This is a genomic window from Bacillus sp. AM1(2019) (assembly GCF_009906915.1).
Lineage (GTDB): Bacteria > Bacillota > Bacilli > Bacillales > Bacillaceae > Bacillus > Bacillus velezensis.
The window spans coordinates 3154278-3170560 of record NZ_CP047644.1; the positions used below are offsets into that span (position 1 = coordinate 3154278).

Genomic DNA, 16283 nt, shown 5'->3' on the forward strand with positions numbered 1-16283 from the left:
GGTTTACGCCTGCTGTTTTTTTATTCCGGGCTGTGCCGTTTGTTTGAATCACTCAGTTCTTTTGTAAGTTCATTTATACTTTGTTTTATGTTTCCTTTGCCTGAAAAATTCTCAATAAGCTCTTTTACATTGATTCCGGAAGATGCTTTTAAGCTTTCCTGAAGACCGGCCATTAAATTGGTTGCGTAGCCTGTGACTTTATTGGCCCCGCCGTTTTCACCGCTTCCTCCCGTATCAACGACGGTTATTTTATCAATGTTGGAAAGAGGCGCTGAGACTTGCTTCGCATATTCAGGAAGCATTTTCACAATCATATCAAGGATTGCAGCCTGACCGTATTTTTCGAATGCTTCGGCGATTTTTTCTTTAGCTTCCGCTTCTGCGAGACCTTTCAGGCGGATGACTTCCGCTTCGGTTTCTCCTCTCGCCTTTTCAGCCTCCGCTTTAGCAAGACCGTCAATTCTCACGCGTTCCGCTTCCGCCTTGGCCATCGCTTCGATGCTGTACTGCTCGGCATCCGCTTCGGCGAGCTGCTTCGCTTTTGCGGCTTCGGCCGCTTGTTCCACCGAGTAACGGTCAGCATCGGCTTTTTTCTTCACTTCAGAGTCATATTGGCGCTCACGGCGCAGGATTTCTTTTTCTTCCAATTCAATCTGCTTTTGCCGCTCAATAATTTTAATTTGCATTTCCTGCTCTGTCACCTGCTGGCGGGCTTTTGCTGTTTCAAGATCATATGCCTGATCGGCATTGGCTTTTGCTGTATCCTGCTCTCTTCTGTATTCCGCCATTTTCAGCTGATTGATTTTTTCCGCTTCAGCTATTTCCGTCGCCCGCTCCAGCTCTGATTTTTTTGCGTCTTTATCAGCGGCCGCGCGTTTAATCCTCGTCTCTTTATCCGCTTCTGCCGTGGCAATGTCCGCATCCCGCTTGACTTGGGCGATTCTCGGCTTACCTAATGATTCAAGATAGCCGTTTTTATCACGGACGTCTTTAATCGTAAAAGAAACGATCATCAGCCCCATTTTAGCAAGATCCTGAGACGCGACCCGCTGGACTTCCTGAGAAAACTTTTCCCTGTTTTTATAAATCTCTTCAACGGTCATGGAGCCGAGGATGGAGCGCAGATGGCCCTCCAGCACCTCCCGCGCCTCCTGCTCACGGTCTTCCTTAGATTTCCCCAAAAATTGTTCAGCTGCTGTTGCGATTTCACCGATGGAGCCTCCGATTTTAATAATGGCGGTTCCGTCGGCCATTACCGGCACGCCTTGTATAACATTGTAGAACCTTGATATTCCTAGAGTTTTATTCATTATAACATGATTGATGTTTGGCGCTACGTCAATTTGACTCCTTGCCTATCTCGTAGGTTAAGGATACAGGTAGGTCTTCAAGTAAATTTTGTTTTTCGGAATTCCCGAAAATCATTTCGTAACGTCGGATTAATTGTGACAAATTGTCACAATCAAGAATTGACGACGGTTCGAAAAACACGACTTCGAAAATTTAGGTATCATTCACTGGCCACACTCTGCATTTTTGCAGACTGAACGATTCGTTCACCCAGCTCCTATTATTAAGCGGAAACTTCCGCCCATTGTTCATCCACATTATGGACAATCAACTTAGTTTGTCTCTTATTACAATTTGTAATAAGATCATCTGTTGTTCACCGAAATTTTCGGTAATCATTTCATATCTGCTCACCTTTTCGGAATTTCCGAAATCATTTTAGAGTTGATCACGCAAATTTTGCCTGATCATATTGTATTTTGAATTAGTTCGTGCCAATTTGGCACAATTAAACGATACCGTTTGGTCGTCCAAATTTTGTACGAGCTCAATAATTGATCGTAACAATTTGTTACCAATGAATAAGATTTCTATTGTCGGAATTTCCGACAATTAATTCATACCGTTGAATTAGTCGAAGTATTTCTCCCAAAATGGGAGGATCAATATATAGTTGTGACAATTTGTCACCCCACATGATATTGTTTACTTGTGCAAAATTTGCACAAGCTCTATACTCAGGTCAATTTGACCTTTTGCGCTAAGGGTAGGAATAGTATTCACACCCTTTTAGATGTTTAGAGGGCGTAAACAATCCTTACACCCTTTTAGGCACTATATACAATATATAGAGTGGACAGTAGCACACTAGGTTCGGAATAATGTTCCGATCCTTTGACGCCCCAAAAATGGATTGGTTGACTCTGATAGGAATAATGTTCCGAACCTTTGACCTGATACGTACAATATACGTTTTAGCTTTTGACCTGCGCTAACTATTAGTTCGTTCAGGTCGTTGTTATTTCACCAACGAGCTTACCGAGGTCGTGGTTGTTTTGTCTACGACCTTATTGTGGTCGTGGATGAGTCGTTGCTAATTTGTCAACGAGTGATACAAGGTCGTATACGTTTTGGGTACGACCTCACTTAGAGTGACATAACTACATGTTGTCCCTCTGTTTCTTACCTTGCCAGGTTCACAACGAACCTCACAAATTTCTGTGTTATTTGTCTTGACTTTTCTTTTGTTTTTTTGCTTGATTGGTTGAGACTGTGGACAACGGCTGGACAAGTTGTCTGCCTGAATTTGCTTGTAAAAAAAATAAACAAACTCAGGCAGGCGACTGAAACTTGATTGTATATCAACTTGTGGTATCCGTGTGTTCACCCTATTTGTCGTTGGTTATTCCCCAAACAAGCCTACTGTGTCAAGTGTCCCTAACAGGTTCAGAAAGTCCAAAATTGGACTCTCCTACTTATGGCTTGTCCTGCATCGTCAGAAACGATACACCCATCCTTCGTCAGCACTTAATGGCAGCTTTCGCCTTTCAGATGCATGTGTAAATAGGGAAACACAGAAGGCATCCTATCCTCATTTTTTGCGTCGGCTGAGTCACTACCCTGTCAAGTTTTACGTGTGTTAGAGCATTCCACGGCAGTCTCTTTCGTTGCCACTTGTGGCGATAGCGCCATATTGGAGCCTTCGAAAAAAGGCATCACTAAAGACAACACCTTAACTCAGGAGTATAGACTGACTGTATTCAGTTTTAAGGGGCTCGCAAAACGCTACCCCCTTGATTAAATTGTTATGTTTGAATACAATGGGAGTGTACTAACCCATCAGATTAGGAGAGTGCTGGTGACACTCTTCCTAATCACCCAAACCACGCTATACCCAATATACTTAACGCTGGTACAACTACGATTAATCCCCCAAATACAACCTGACAGAACCGATCGTTATGTAAATCCGTCTTACTCATCTTCATCTACTTCTACCACAGTTGCTTTTTCATCTATGTAAAACACATTGTCTGTTATAGTTGGGATAACTGTTTTACCTCCCCCCATATCCAACATGATATGAGGGAAATTAACACCCATCTCTCCTGCTTCTACTAACGCTGCTATTCCGTCTTTCCGATCATTCGCATCAAGTTCAACACAAACCGGTATTGTCAGATCTGTGAAGATTCTGAGACGCTTTTTAGGTTTCCCATCGTCGTATGTTTCAATGAAGTTGTTTTCTTCTTCGAACATTTTCCCTCTAAAATAGTTGAAATGATCCGTCAATTCCTGAAAACGTTCCTCGTTTGTGATTGCTCCTAAGCTTGCTACGTTAGTTCCTACAGTGTGACGGTTAATTTGCATCGGTTATTTCCCCTTTAGTAAGTTTTGTTTTTATCAAGAATCTGATAGCCTTCCGGTGTAACAAGCTCCCTATTGTCAATGAGAGCATCCCATAATCGTGTACTGAGCAACTTATCAATTACTGCATTGGTTAAGCTTCTGAGGTTTTTGTATTTGATGTCTTCAGCCAAGAATACTGAATGGATACTGTCGTATTTACCATCCTTCCTTTTAAGGACTTGATACAAATGTACTTGACCATCTTCGCCATTTCTGGCGAATTGCTTGTAAAACAACATTGCTGGAAAGTCACCCAAATCACTTCTACGAATGGTTATTCGCTTCAATTCAAGGCCTCCTCATTGTCTCAGTGCAATTTTGAATTGTTGATCAATGTAATCTTCAAGCTTGAATTCACCTAAAAAGGTTCTCTTTTTGATTACAACTTGATTTGAGGGCTTAGTTTCTTTTTCAGCTGTTGATTTCACTTTACTATCCCCTTTTTTCGCATTTATGAAAATAATTTCGCTTTCATGAATTTATAATACACTTAAGCATTTGATACGTCAATACATTTCACGAACTTTTTTTATTCGTTTGCATCTTTCAAATACATGTTGTGTTATAATATGTTCAACAATATGAATTTTTCGTAGGTGATAGTAAAGAATGAAACCATTAAAATTGAGTTATAAGCCGTTAAAGCTCACAATGATCATGAAAGATAAAACAAATCAGGATTTAAAAGCTGATTTAAAGTTGGCTCCTGCCACAATGGCTAAATTAAACAAAGATGAGTATGTAGCGCTTTCTGTAATACACAAGATCTGCGAGTACCTTGATTGTCCAATCCAGGAAGTTGTAGAGTTTGTAGAGGATGACTCTAAAGAGTCTTAAACAAAACCATTGAAATATTCAATTGTCCATAATGTGGACAATCAAAAGTATTGCAATTGCTGTTATACTGTACGGAGAGGTGAATGGGATGGAAAACAACATGCTTCAAGCGATATTAGATGAGATTAAGAAAATTGATAACAAAATTGATGGTGTGGCTTCTGATTTGAAGTCATTTAAAAAAGAGATGCACGAATTTAAAGAGGAAATGAATGAATTCAGAGAAGATACAAAGAAGGAATTCAATCAGATTAATGTTAAGTTAGACCGTCTTGAAGAGAACCAGCCAAAAGATATTACGGCTCATCTTAAACACATACAGAACGTAGATAATAAAACAGAGCTATTGAATAAGCGATTATTTGATGTTGAAAGTCGATTAAAAAACTGATTGCCCCAAATGACAATAAAAAACCCCCTCACAATTTGTGAAGGGGTTATTTTAACTATTTAGTCTTAATACTTCTCAGAAAAGCACTTCTGCCCTCAGTGGCATTGGTAAGCATTGTTGCATTTTCATTAAGCCTTTGGACTAATGCTTCTTTAGCTTTACCTTCAAATGAAGAGAGTAAAGCAATATACACTTCAGCTATAACCTGTTGTGCTGAAGAAAAATCTGATGCGTTTTTTATGTCTTCTTTTAGGCTCTGACAATGGGATTTTAAACTTGAACCCACAATTTTTTTTAATTCCTCATTCTGTTGTAACCGTCTGTAAAATTCATCTGCATCCATATTAACTCCATATGGCAATTTAAATCCCCCTTATAACCGTAACCAGCTTGCTAATTCATCATCCTTATCTTTTAGATCTTCAGCCATTTTAACAATGAATTCACTAATATCCTCTAAATCTCTAATCAAATAATGAAGAGAAGCCTCAGTTTGATAATGTTCTTCTGAGTCATAAAATGCTGCCCCATCTTTCACATAAGGTGCGTGAAACAATACAGCTTTATCAACATCACTTGGGTCTAAATCCTTGAATTCACCTAATCTCTTTCCGCAAATAGATTTTACGTCATAAACCATTTTGCTGTGATCATGAGGGAATCGTTCAATTACTTGTTTCTTTGTTTTTAAGTCTTCAATAGCTGCCTGTAATCGTTTAGCTAATTCTTTTGCATACTTGGCATCCACTTTAATGGTTTGCCCATTCATACCTGAATAAGATGAGAACGATTCGATATTCTGGTTATAAACACCTTTGCTGCCATCAACACTCTGGATATTACCATTCTTATCAAATTTAAAGTTAGCGTCAATCATACTATGAGTATCAGGATTTTTTGCAAATGCTTGGCCATAGAATGAAGTGATAAGACTCCCTAAAATACCAGTAATACCCAAAGATGTATTGAGCCGGTTAGCGCGATCTTGACGTGCGATGCTTGGGTCTTTCGTGTATATAGTTGTTCCGTTGTGTCTGTCGTATTCTAAAAACCAACCTGAACCCACCATGTCATCAGGATTAATGATTGCTTTATGATACAAATCAAATTCGCCATTTCTGATTTTCTTCTGTGTTTCTTTATCATGAAGCTTAACAATGGATGGATTATTGAAAGCGACACTGTATATATTATTGTTTACGCCGGCATATTCCGCATCTGCTCCCCCAAGTGAGTGACCTGTTGTCGAAATCACTGTGTTAGCGCCAGCATACTTTTTCACTTCATTGGCAACGAGCTTATCACCTTGATCAAATTGAGATGTCTTAGTGACAATTTTGTATTCTCCGCTCTTAATCATCATTGCTTGTTCCATACTGCCGTTATACTTGGCAATAGCTTTAGAGTTTTCGGACGCATCTTTTTTCATTATGTATTGGACTTTCTTTTTCGGGTCTTTACCCATGACTACGTTGCCGCCATCTGCACTTATAACATCAGCTTTAATTTGTTCCTGATTTGTTCCTTGAAAACCTACAACGACATTTTCTGGTTCTTTTGGTTTTACCCATTTACCTTCTTTTTTCTTGGCTTGGACAAAGACGTATACATCTAGCCCTGTATCTGGATCTTTTTTGATTTTATCTACATAAAATGCTTTATTAGATGTGGTCTCAATAGGATCTTTATTTACATAACTCTCTTTTAGACTCTTATCATCATACGTATATTGACTCAGGAAATAGTATTCTTTATCTGTTAAATTAGGTATGTCAGTCTTTGTATTCATGTACAATACCCCTTCCTTCATGTAAAATGTAAGACAGAAAGGATGGTTTTATGAAAAAATACATAATTATCCTTATAGCTCTGGTTATTATAACACTTGGAGGGATATTTATGAAGGAACAACACGACAAAAAAATGGAAGCCCAAGAAACTCAGCAAAAGGAAGAGTTGTACTCTTTGGCTAAAAAAAGAATGAATGATTTTATTGAAACAAACTATAAAGATATCCAGTCAATTGATTACACCAATGATTATGAAATAAATCCAATGGGTGGTATTTCAATAAATGGCTATTTAAACGGAAACAAAGACAAAAAAATTTGGGGTATATACGATAAGGCAAATGATGAAGTTGGAGTTTTCAAAGTAAATGCTACCCGAAAACCGGAATGCGAAGATAAAGTATGTGAGTATTAAATAAACCCTTCACAGTTATTTGTGAGGGGTTTTATTTATTGTTTAGATTAGACTCAAATGTCCGAAAGAAAAAGCCCTATCCGATTAAGGATAGAGCTTTTTTATTCTTGTATTGTTGTTAATACTCCATTATCAAAATATAGGTATCTGCTAATACCGTAAACCCATTGTTCATTTATCCCTGACGCTGTCGTTGTCTTATGAATAGACTTAGGCCTGCCCCAATCTTTAAGTTGGATAACTTCCTGCTTGGTCATGCCAATAGCAATTGTCTTCTCCTGATAATCTTCATCTTCAGACTGTTCATCATCATTTTCGCTGTATGTAACTTCTCTTCTTTGGAAACCAGTTGATTCAGGATTACCATCTACACGATCTTTTATTAGTAAAGTGTTTTCTTCAGGGGTATTTAATGGATCATAATCAACTTCATATCTAAGTACCTTATCGTGTTTATCCGGGTGAACAAAAATATGAGCTATCGAACAAACCTTGTCTTTCCCACAGTCTATTTTATTCAAGTTGGAGTTTTTCTGCGTAATTTCCATTACTTCACCCACTGTAAGTAACTTTTCTTTATCCGATAACTGGGTGAAAGATGGCTTGGCTGCTAAAACTAAGTCATATACTTTATCATTAGATTTATCGGTTTTAGACATCCACACCTGATTAAAGTTTTTCTTAACTCCCTTATCATTTCCCACTTTCTCAGCAATTGTGTCTAAATTACTGGTGTCCAATCTGTTTATGTACATCGGAATTGTTATAGCTAGAATAATACCAACTGCCACAACACTTAGTGTTGATATTAGAAGTATGATCTTCTTTTTTGACAAATTAACCTCCCCTTCCCATCTTTACTTATTATCGGTTATTTCACTCGCTATTCCAACAAAAAAAAGACGTATCCAATAAGGATACGCCTGTTTATTGTACATGCCTATATGCTTCCCAGATGTAAGCCTGTTATAAACCCAAGTTCGTTTAATAATTCTGTATGTTAAATTACCAGGGAGGCTTGTCATTACATTTCAACTATAACTTCATACCATAACTGCATACTTATAGGTGGATCACACTTAGCAGTTTCATAAAACACAAAAAGACCATCGATCCAGTTCGGTAGTCTTCTTCTGTGTTATGTAAGAACTTTCAAGAGATAATCTGCTCATCATTATTATTAGTATATTCACCGGGTGTGCAACAAATAAAAGGGACATGCTTCAAATCTAACATTCCGCTTTTTTTATCTAAAGTTACTAAATGTGACGCATCAGCAGCATACGCAGCTATTACGAACATTTGGTCTTCAGGATCTTTTACTCTTGGAACTTTAACTCTCATAAACTTAGTGTTCACAGATTTGCCCAGTTGGAACATTGCAGTTATATTATCCAACACTTCTTTAGTTTCTTCTTCCGATAGAGAAAAGTCATTACACTTCTTTTTTAAAATATACATTAATTCACCAATAATTTCTCTCGAAAAAACAAGCCTTGCATCGTTATGCTCAAGGCTTGCAAAAAATATTTCGCTATCATTTCCTTCAGCACCAAATATACTCTCTATAAAAACGCATGTATCTGCTACAATTTTATCTCCCATTCTTCGCATCTTCGATAGATCTCACTACTTGTTGGTAAGAAATTCGATTTTCCTTCATCTTATTTTGCATAATACGCCTAATGTTCTTCATTGCCTCAGATTGAGTTTTAGGAATTGTCATATGATTAATAGCCATATTCTCATCCTCCTTTTTCCGATCCATCTAAACACCTCACAAAAATGATTGCTTATTATACAATCACATTGTGCGTTCGGTGAATGTACAATAAGTGTAATACAATCAGGCATCATAAACAAGTTTTTTCCACTTCTCAGTACCCTTTTCCCCTATTTTTGCTATCTTATGCTTGTTTTATGCAGTTAATGCTCCAAAAAGCTCTTAAACCCTCACTTATAAGTGGCAAAAGTATGGCTTGACAAAAAAGGGTGTACTTCCCACTCGAAAAATGAACTGGAAGTACACCACTGTTACCCAATATTAAAATTAAGTCCTTTTTTTCGGACTATTTGTGATTTACTTGAACACCATATTCGCTGTCTCTTTTGCATTGCTGACTTCTGTAATTGAAAATTCGAGCTTTACATAATTTTTAACAGTTGCGTTTCCTGCTTTATATAGAGCCAGCATGTATACTGGCTCATGAGTTGTTGAAATTTAACCCCTTGTTTTTGAGGCCATTTGTAAATTGCTTGTACATTAAATCAACAGCTTTCTGAGGATTCCCAGTTTCTTTAATGGTTACTGTAAAGTTAAAGTCATTGTTTACTGTAGAAGTCTCTGTTTTGTTGCTAACAAGAGAATCTGGAACGTTTGTTTTAACGTTTGCACTTAAACTTGGTATTCCAAACTTACCACCAGCAAACGAAACATCACTAAGGAAATCTTTATACTTACTTAAATCGGGCTTTGCAGAAGGGGTACCATTTAAATCTTTTTCCGACAATTCACGTACAGTGTCTACTGCTTTAAGCATATTTTTTGTGTCTGACTCATTTAAGATGAGTTCTCCACTATCCACTACTGCGAGAGCACCAGCCGCTGGTAGTTTACCTACATGCCCTCCAGTTTTAAACCTGGCAACCTTTTGACCGGTGGTATTGCCTTTGACAACGGTATTTAAGGCATTAGAAGCTTCTTTAAGCTTATCAATAAGGTTATTAGAGATGCTTTTCCCAATGGACTCCATATTGCTGTTAATGAACTTAGAGAATTCATTCAGTTGCTTAGAGATGTCAGTGATTTTCCCGTTCATGAGTTTGTCTTCAATTTTCTTGAATTCTCTCTCATCATTCGTCAGGTTATCATATTTGTCATTTATGGCATCCTGATCTTTTTCAAGTTGGTCTTGAAGTGCTTCCTTACGTTTCGTATTACTACGATCTTTAAGGAACTCATCCAATGCTTCTTGCTGTTCTTGAAGCTGCTTCTCTAAGTCTTTAACCTGTGATTTCGCTTCATCTGAGTCATCAAGGGATAATTTACTGATCTTTTCTTTGGTTTCTTGAATAGCCTGATTCTTTTCTTTGAGCTCTTTTTGGTATTTAGCTTCATCATCAGTTTTATCAATCTCATCAATCAAGTCTTGTGTAGCTTTTTGGTGCGCTTTTAATTCGATATCACGCATCTTTTCGTACATCTCTTTGTAGATAGAGACAACTTCATCAGCAAGAGATTTATAAATGTCCTTGATCGATTTTTTGGTGTTATAAAGCTCCAGATTAAAATCTTTCTGTTTATCTTTCCAATTTTCGATCTCAGTTGTAATTTGCTCTTGTATTTCTGGAAAGCCCTTTGCTGCTTTTTTCTGTTCCTCTAATTGCTTGATGTACTTTTTGGCCTCAGCCTGTTGTTGCTGTACTAATTTGACTTGCTGACTATAATATTTGACCTTATCCTTGTCTTTTTCAGTCATTGATATTTTATTATCAACGTCTTTAATTTTGGATTCAGTCTTATTTGATGATTTTTGAATTGACTTTAAAGTTTCATCTACTTTAGATTGAACTATTTGCCCTTGCAATTCCCTTACTTGCTCTTGAAAGTTGATAAGGTCTATTTTAGCTTGCTTCAGCTCTTCTTTAAGTTGAGCTTTTTGGGCAGAATTCAAATTCTTATTGGCTGAAATTTCTTTTTGTATCCATGAAACCTTTTGACTCTGAATCTTTTGCTGTTCAGCCATTGCTTTTTTCTGTTCTGCAGTATATTTTCTAAACTGTTTACTGTCTGACAGATAATGACTTGCTAAGGCTTGGTTCTTGGCAATTGCCAAATCATAGTCACCAATACGCTTATCAAACTCATCAAGCTTTGACTGTACAATTTCGTATTGAAGCTCTTCTATTTGTTCTCCAACAGAACTGATATCACCTTGGAGGGAGAGGAGGTCGGATTTAGCTTGCGCTATTGCTTGTTGTCGTTCTGCTTCAGCTTGAGATGCATCTGAAATAGATGTACCGACACCTTTTAAATACTTCTCAGGGTCAATCGTCTTTCCGTTTTCCTCAATTTGAAGATGAAGGTGATTTCCTGTTGAATTACCCGTGCTGCCAACTTTACCAATGGTCTGGCCAGCTTTAACAGTTTGACCGGCTTTAACAGAAGGGGTATCAAGCATATGCATATACTTAGCAACTTTTCCATCATCCTGTTGAATGACAACCCAGTTACCGGCAGTTTTACTATAACCAGCAATTTGAACTTTTCCACTCTGAACGGATTTAATTGCGGTTCCAGCTTTCGCTGCGAAGTCGATACCTTTATGTGGAGTTGATCGGTAAGCGCCATCTTGCGCATTATATTTAGAACTTATTCTAAACGCACTGTTCTTCGTGTAGTAGCTTGCAATGGAGGAATTAGCAGAAGTCATTGACTTGGTGTAATTTGACATGATCTTCTGTACATAATTCTGAGTTTCCTTGAAAGGAGGGACGCCGCCGTATTTGATTACATTACCAGGCCCTGCGTTATAAGCAGCAAGTGCTTTCTCAACATTGCCACCAAATTTGCTTAGTTGTTGAGCTAAATATTTCGTGCCACCCATAATGCTCTGATAAGGATCATAAACATTGTTTACACCTAAGCTTTTAGCAGTGGAAGGCATCAACTGCATCAAACCAGCAGCCCCGGCTCCAGAACGAGCCCTTGCATTGAATCCTGATTCTTGTTGGATTACAGCTGCAATTAGAGCTGGATCAACACCGTATTTGCTTGCGGCAGAATTAATGTAGCTGGAGTATTTACCGGAGTAAGACCCGCCACCGGAAGAATAAGAACCACCAGAAGATGAACCAGAGGAAAGGGAAGAGGTAACTATACCGTACTGAGGAACATTACCAGATTTAATTTGATCCTTGAGAAGTTTGGCTTGTTCCTGCATGAGCTTTTTCTTTTGCTGGAGCTCTTTGATTTCTTTCTTTAGGTTATTTCTGTAATTTTGAGACCATTTTGCATAGTCGTTTAACTTCTTGTTTTGTTCGTCAATTACAGATGATACCTTTTCTAAAGCCTCTTTATACTTATCAGTTACATAAGTAGATGTTTTGGTTTCTTCATTTGCTTTCTCTTGCTCGTCTGTCCATTTTTCAAGGGAAGTGCCTGATTCTATTAACGCTTGTTTATTTGTTTCCTGGGTAGATGCAGCTTCTTCTGATGCTGAGATATAAGCTTGGATAGCCGACCTTACACTATCCATCTGGGATCTTTCACTATCCGAGTATCCACCAGGCTGTAACATTTGCTTTTCAATCTTATGTAATTCTTTCTTCGCATCAGTTACATTGTTAATTGATTTAACTTCAAGCTGAGACAATTCTGCTTCGGATATATCAAGTTTACGCTCTCTTCGTAGCTTTCTAAGGCTGTCAATCCTTAACGTATCAGCGTTTAAGGTCTTAATAGCGTTGTTAACCTCGGTTTTCATTAGGTGATTGCTATACCGAACCATGTCATCATACGCATCAAGTTTAACTTTTCTCTGACGAATTACTTCATCTCGGTTAACCTTTATAACACCATTTTCATAACTTATTGCTTTGGCTAATTCTTTATCTTTTTGGATTAGAGCATTAGCTTCATTGGCAGAAATGCTCTTTCCTTCAGCCATCTTTTCTAAAAGCTCATTTAAAGGCGCAACTTGTTCTTTGGTGTTATTAAAAACATCTCCGTTAAGGATATCTTGAACAGAGCCAAATTTTATTCCTTCTGAGAGTTCTTTAATAAGATCCTTAATCTGATTGATATCATTTGCTTCAAGCGCCTTTTTTAGCTTTTGACCGAAATCATCAGCTTCGTTACCTGCTTCAGCAAGGGTTTCACCTAAATCACCAACTTCAGATTTAACAGATGAAACGGCTTTGTCGCCATCTTTAATGTTCTTTTGTGCCTTATCAAAACTCAACTTAAAGACATCAATTGATGAACCAGAGTCAGCATAGGTCTCTAAAAGGGTTTGCAGGTCTTTTTTTGCGCTATCAAATGCTTTTTCATCGTTTGAATTCAACGCTGATTGCATTTTTTCTTGAAGTTTACCCAGTGCAGAAGAGAATTTTTCAAGATCCTCAGGATTCAAGTCGTCTTTTAGAGTAAGTTTATCAACAATATCAGCGAGACTTGCCTTTAACGTATTGCTGATATCAATTTTACTGTAAGCTTCTGCAATGGATAGTACGCTGTCCCTAACTTTTGCATTACCGCTAGAGATATCATTTTGAACCCTATTTATATTCCGCTGTGCTTTATCAGCTTCCAACTTATAGTCATTTTCATCTGAAATAGGACTTTCTAAGAAAGACCAGAAATTCTTGCCTTTTGAATATTCTTTGGCCATCTTCTCATACTGCTTCAGTTCGTCCTTAGACTTTTCAATTCCTTTTGAAGCGTCTTCGAACGTCTTTTTAGCACCGTCTTTCGTCTCTGTCTTTTTGAGCTCAAGATATTCTTTGGTATTCTTAATAGCCTCCTCTAAAGCCTTATTACTCTTTAGAATTGCATTACCTTGAGAATCATAGCCTTTAATTAAAGCCGGAAACGATTGTGCTAATTGTTGTGTAACCTGAAGGTATTCCTGTTCTTCATCAGATGTAAGGGTTCTTGAATCTTTAGCTTTTTGAAGATCCTTATATTGTTTAATCAGTTTGTCTGTAGAGTCTTTGTTGGTTGTAATGGCTTCAATGTTGGTTTGCTGACTTTGTTCAAAGTCTTCTTTTGCTTTCTTTGCATCAGCGAATGCTGTAATTATTTTTTCTAAAGCAAAACCAATACCAGCAAAGGCAACGCCTACTACTGTAGATGCCAACATACCTCTCCAGGCAACAGTAAACGACCTTGTAGCAATTGTAGCTCTTGTCATTCCCGCTTCTATCCCAATTGCTGCTCTTTGGGCTTCAGTTAAAGAATTCGCCCCAAAAATCATTGCTGTTTGAAGCAAACGCATATTCTTATTAAAGCCAACTACAGCAAAGTTTGCTGTCATAAAAGCAATTGGAAGGAATCCGATACCCTTTACAGCTGAAGTAACAGCTTTCAGAAGATCCCCAACTACAGATACAGCATTAATTAAACCATCACTAATAAATGCATCTCCTGATGCTACAGCTAATTCAGTGAACTTATTTTGAAGTTTATTTAATCTTGCCTGTAAGCTGTCTGCATATTTCTGTTGCTCGCTCCATGCACTCCCAGCGGAATTAGCGGCAGTCGTTGCGGCATTCTGGGCAATAGAGAAATTATTCATCATTGCATTAAATCGAGATAATTGATGGATGTTTGCAACGCCAATAGAAGTGTTTTGTTTTTGGGCATCAGTTAACGTATCCCATTTGGCTGCTACCTCATTAATCAACTCACTTGCTGACTTAGCTTCTCCACCCGCAGTCTTTACAGAAATTCCGATCTGGTCTAAAGCTTTAATTGAGCTTTCGTTATTCCCGATACGTGCGAAAATCGTCTTTAATGAGTTACCAACAATGTTTCCTGATTCACGAGTGGTACTTGCGATGGCCGTGGTGTATCCGATTAAATCATTTAATTCAACACCAAAAGTTGAAGCTGTTGAACCAGCTTTTCTAATACTGTTAGCCAGATCCATTGTAGTTACAGCATAGTTGTTATCGACTTCATTAAGCTTATCTGCAATTGAAATGGAATCGTTTGCGGCGATGTTAAAGTTGAGCATCGCTGCGGTTAATGTATTTACGGTGTCATCAGGGGTGAGATCGGAGACGTTCTGAAGGACTTGTGCAGTTTTTGTTAGAGTGGACAGTTCACTTTCATCAAAACCCATACGTCCAAAATCGCCAGTCATTTGAAGAATATCTGAGATTTTATTCGATAGGGAATCCCCTAATTCAATGGACGTTTGAAGAAGCTCATTAAATTTGTAGTCTGGTTCATCCATTACACGACGAATGTTTGTCATGAGCGTATCAATTTCAACAACCTGAGAAACTATTGATTTAAGAGCAGTAACCCCACCAAATAAAGCAGAACCGGCTAGCATGTAAGCAGGCATTCCAGTAAAAGCTTGCTTTAATTTCTCACCAAAACTAGATACTTGTCTTGAAGATGAGCTTGCATTAGATTGAATCTCTCTAAACTGCATACTAAGACTTTGCATCTGTCTGGTAATATTTGGTGTCTTTACATTGAGCTGATTCACAGAATTAATATAGTTTTGCAATGCTCTGGAGTTCTCAGGACTGATAGATGTTCCATACCTATCCGTCAAAGATTTAACATTTAATTTAGCTTGTCTCTGATACAGGCTTAATTGATGTTCTAACTCTTTAGTTCTAGCTTTTAATGCTGCAGAGTCATCCAAGCGTTTCATTCTGTTAACGATCTGATCTATTTGAGAGGTTGTTCTTGCGGCGTTAATTGAACTGGATAGTCTATTGAGGACGGTTGAGGATAGTTGGCCTTTTTGTCTAAGCTGCTCTAATTTTTGGTTTAGTTTATCTATTGCCTTTTGTTGCTGGTCAAAGTTTTCTGTGGTTTTAACAGCTAAAGTTGCCCCGTGCCTATCTGTGCTATGGGTGACATCTTTAAACTCATCTCTATATTTAGTCACTGTTCCGGTGACACGACCAGTTGCATCATGTTTCGTTACTTTCTTTTGAGCTTGGCCAAGACGCTCCATTTGTTGTACGAGCTTACTTGCTGCTTTTGATTCCCGTTCCAAACTCTTTGTTGAGTTGTCTATGATTGTCCGTGTTTTCTCATGGATTTCACCACTCCGCTTATACTGCTGTGTAAGCCTTGTGATAGAACCATCTGCATTTTTAGTCTCAGTAATATTTTCTTTGACTGTCTGATTAAGGTGTTTTAATGCCTCTTCACTTTGCTTAAAAGCACTTGAAAACCTTTCAAGAGTTCTAAGAACTTTGTCGTCAAAGCTTACTTTGAGATTCAATGGATTGATTTTATTTTGAAGTGTGGATATATCTTTATTTAATTGCTGAACAGTCTTAGTTGATGTGTCAGCCACAGGAGTTAATACAATTTTTAAATTTTGAGACACTTGTTCTTTCACTTCCTTAGTAATTTTTCTACAAATAAAAAAAAGAAGTGCCTCAAAATTTAAAGCAC

12 protein-coding genes and 1 pseudogene are annotated in these 16283 nt (G+C 37.8%); 3 read left to right on the forward strand and 10 right to left on the reverse strand.

The annotated features are described in order from the left end of the window. Window positions 1-20 precede the first annotated feature (20 nt). From GNE05_RS15600 to GNE05_RS21430, 4 genes and pseudogenes are all read right to left on the reverse strand, one after another. Window positions 21-1268: pseudogene (locus GNE05_RS15600) on the reverse strand (flotillin family protein); the annotation flags it as partial. Window positions 1269-3264: 1996 nt separating this feature from the next. Beyond that, window positions 3265-3660, reverse strand: coding sequence for a hypothetical protein (locus tag GNE05_RS15605; protein WP_160182943.1), 396 nt, complete (start codon window positions 3658-3660; stop codon window positions 3265-3267). Between the two features lie 14 nt (window positions 3661-3674). Next, window positions 3675-3986 (reverse strand): hypothetical protein, encoded by a 312-nt coding sequence (locus tag GNE05_RS15610; protein WP_160182944.1) that lies wholly within the window; start codon window positions 3984-3986, stop codon window positions 3675-3677. Between the two features lie 12 nt (window positions 3987-3998). Further along, window positions 3999-4127 (reverse strand): hypothetical protein, encoded by a 129-nt coding sequence (locus GNE05_RS21430; RefSeq protein WP_267543624.1) that lies wholly within the window; start codon window positions 4125-4127, stop codon window positions 3999-4001. A gap of 181 nt (window positions 4128-4308) precedes the next feature. Here GNE05_RS21430 and GNE05_RS15615 point away from each other — a divergent pair, with 181 nt between their 5' ends. Both GNE05_RS15615 and GNE05_RS15620 read left to right on the forward strand, forming a co-directional pair. Beyond that, window positions 4309-4536 (forward strand): helix-turn-helix domain-containing protein, encoded by a 228-nt coding sequence (locus tag GNE05_RS15615; RefSeq protein WP_160182945.1) that lies wholly within the window; start codon window positions 4309-4311, stop codon window positions 4534-4536. An 88-nt stretch (window positions 4537-4624) separates the two neighbouring features. Further along, window positions 4625-4927 (forward strand): hypothetical protein, encoded by a 303-nt coding sequence (locus tag GNE05_RS15620; protein ID WP_014417471.1) that lies wholly within the window; start codon window positions 4625-4627, stop codon window positions 4925-4927. Window positions 4928-4982: 55 nt separating this feature from the next. On the opposite strand, the gene GNE05_RS15625 is transcribed toward GNE05_RS15620, so the two are convergent. Beyond that, complete coding sequence (locus tag GNE05_RS15625; protein WP_160182946.1) at window positions 4983-5288, reverse strand: hypothetical protein; 306 nt, start codon at window positions 5286-5288, stop codon at window positions 4983-4985. A 12-nt stretch (window positions 5289-5300) separates the two neighbouring features. Continuing rightward, complete coding sequence (locus GNE05_RS15630; RefSeq protein ID WP_160182947.1) at window positions 5301-6716, reverse strand: lipase; 1416 nt, start codon at window positions 6714-6716, stop codon at window positions 5301-5303. Window positions 6717-6766: 50 nt separating this feature from the next. Between GNE05_RS15630 and GNE05_RS15635 the strand changes: the two genes are divergently transcribed. Further along, window positions 6767-7132, forward strand: a complete 366-nt coding sequence (locus GNE05_RS15635; protein ID WP_104678860.1) for a DUF1433 domain-containing protein — start codon at window positions 6767-6769, stop codon at window positions 7130-7132. 101 nt (window positions 7133-7233) lie between these two features. Here the strand turns inward: GNE05_RS15635 and GNE05_RS15640 are convergent, their stop codons facing one another. The 4 genes from GNE05_RS15640 to GNE05_RS15655 form a co-directional block, all read right to left on the reverse strand. Further along, window positions 7234-7968, reverse strand: coding sequence for a hypothetical protein (locus tag GNE05_RS15640; protein ID WP_160182948.1), 735 nt, complete (start codon window positions 7966-7968; stop codon window positions 7234-7236). A gap of 316 nt (window positions 7969-8284) precedes the next feature. Then, a complete protein-coding gene (locus GNE05_RS15645; protein WP_025649603.1) occupies window positions 8285-8737 on the reverse strand; it encodes a putative toxin-antitoxin system toxin component, PIN family in 453 nt (150 codons plus the stop codon). Beyond that, a complete protein-coding gene (locus tag GNE05_RS15650) occupies window positions 8727-8873 on the reverse strand; it encodes a hypothetical protein (RefSeq protein WP_154019386.1) in 147 nt (48 codons plus the stop codon). Before GNE05_RS15650 ends, GNE05_RS15645 begins: the two co-directional genes overlap by 11 nt. A 463-nt stretch (window positions 8874-9336) precedes the next feature. Beyond that, complete coding sequence (locus tag GNE05_RS15655) at window positions 9337-16215, reverse strand: phage tail tape measure protein (RefSeq protein ID WP_160182949.1); 6879 nt, start codon at window positions 16213-16215, stop codon at window positions 9337-9339. Window positions 16216-16283 lie beyond the last annotated feature (68 nt).

Bases quoted from the DNA above. Each gene is read 5' to 3' on its own strand.
- GNE05_RS15650 (WP_154019386.1), bottom strand. From the start codon at position 8,873: ATGGCTATTAATCATATGACAATTCCTAAAACTCAATCTGAGGCAATG.
- GNE05_RS15615 (WP_160182945.1), top strand. From the start codon at position 4,309: ATGAAACCATTAAAATTGAGTTATAAGCCGTTAAAGCTCACAATGATC.
- GNE05_RS15605 (WP_160182943.1), bottom strand. From the start codon at position 3,660: ATGCAAATTAACCGTCACACTGTAGGAACTAACGTAGCAAGCTTAGGA.
- GNE05_RS15635 (WP_104678860.1), top strand. From the start codon at position 6,767: ATGAAAAAATACATAATTATCCTTATAGCTCTGGTTATTATAACACTT.
- GNE05_RS15630 (WP_160182947.1), bottom strand. From the start codon at position 6,716: ATGAATACAAAGACTGACATACCTAATTTAACAGATAAAGAATACTAT.
- GNE05_RS15645 (WP_025649603.1), bottom strand. From the start codon at position 8,737: ATGGGAGATAAAATTGTAGCAGATACATGCGTTTTTATAGAGAGTATA.
- GNE05_RS15620 (WP_014417471.1), top strand. From the start codon at position 4,625: ATGGAAAACAACATGCTTCAAGCGATATTAGATGAGATTAAGAAAATT.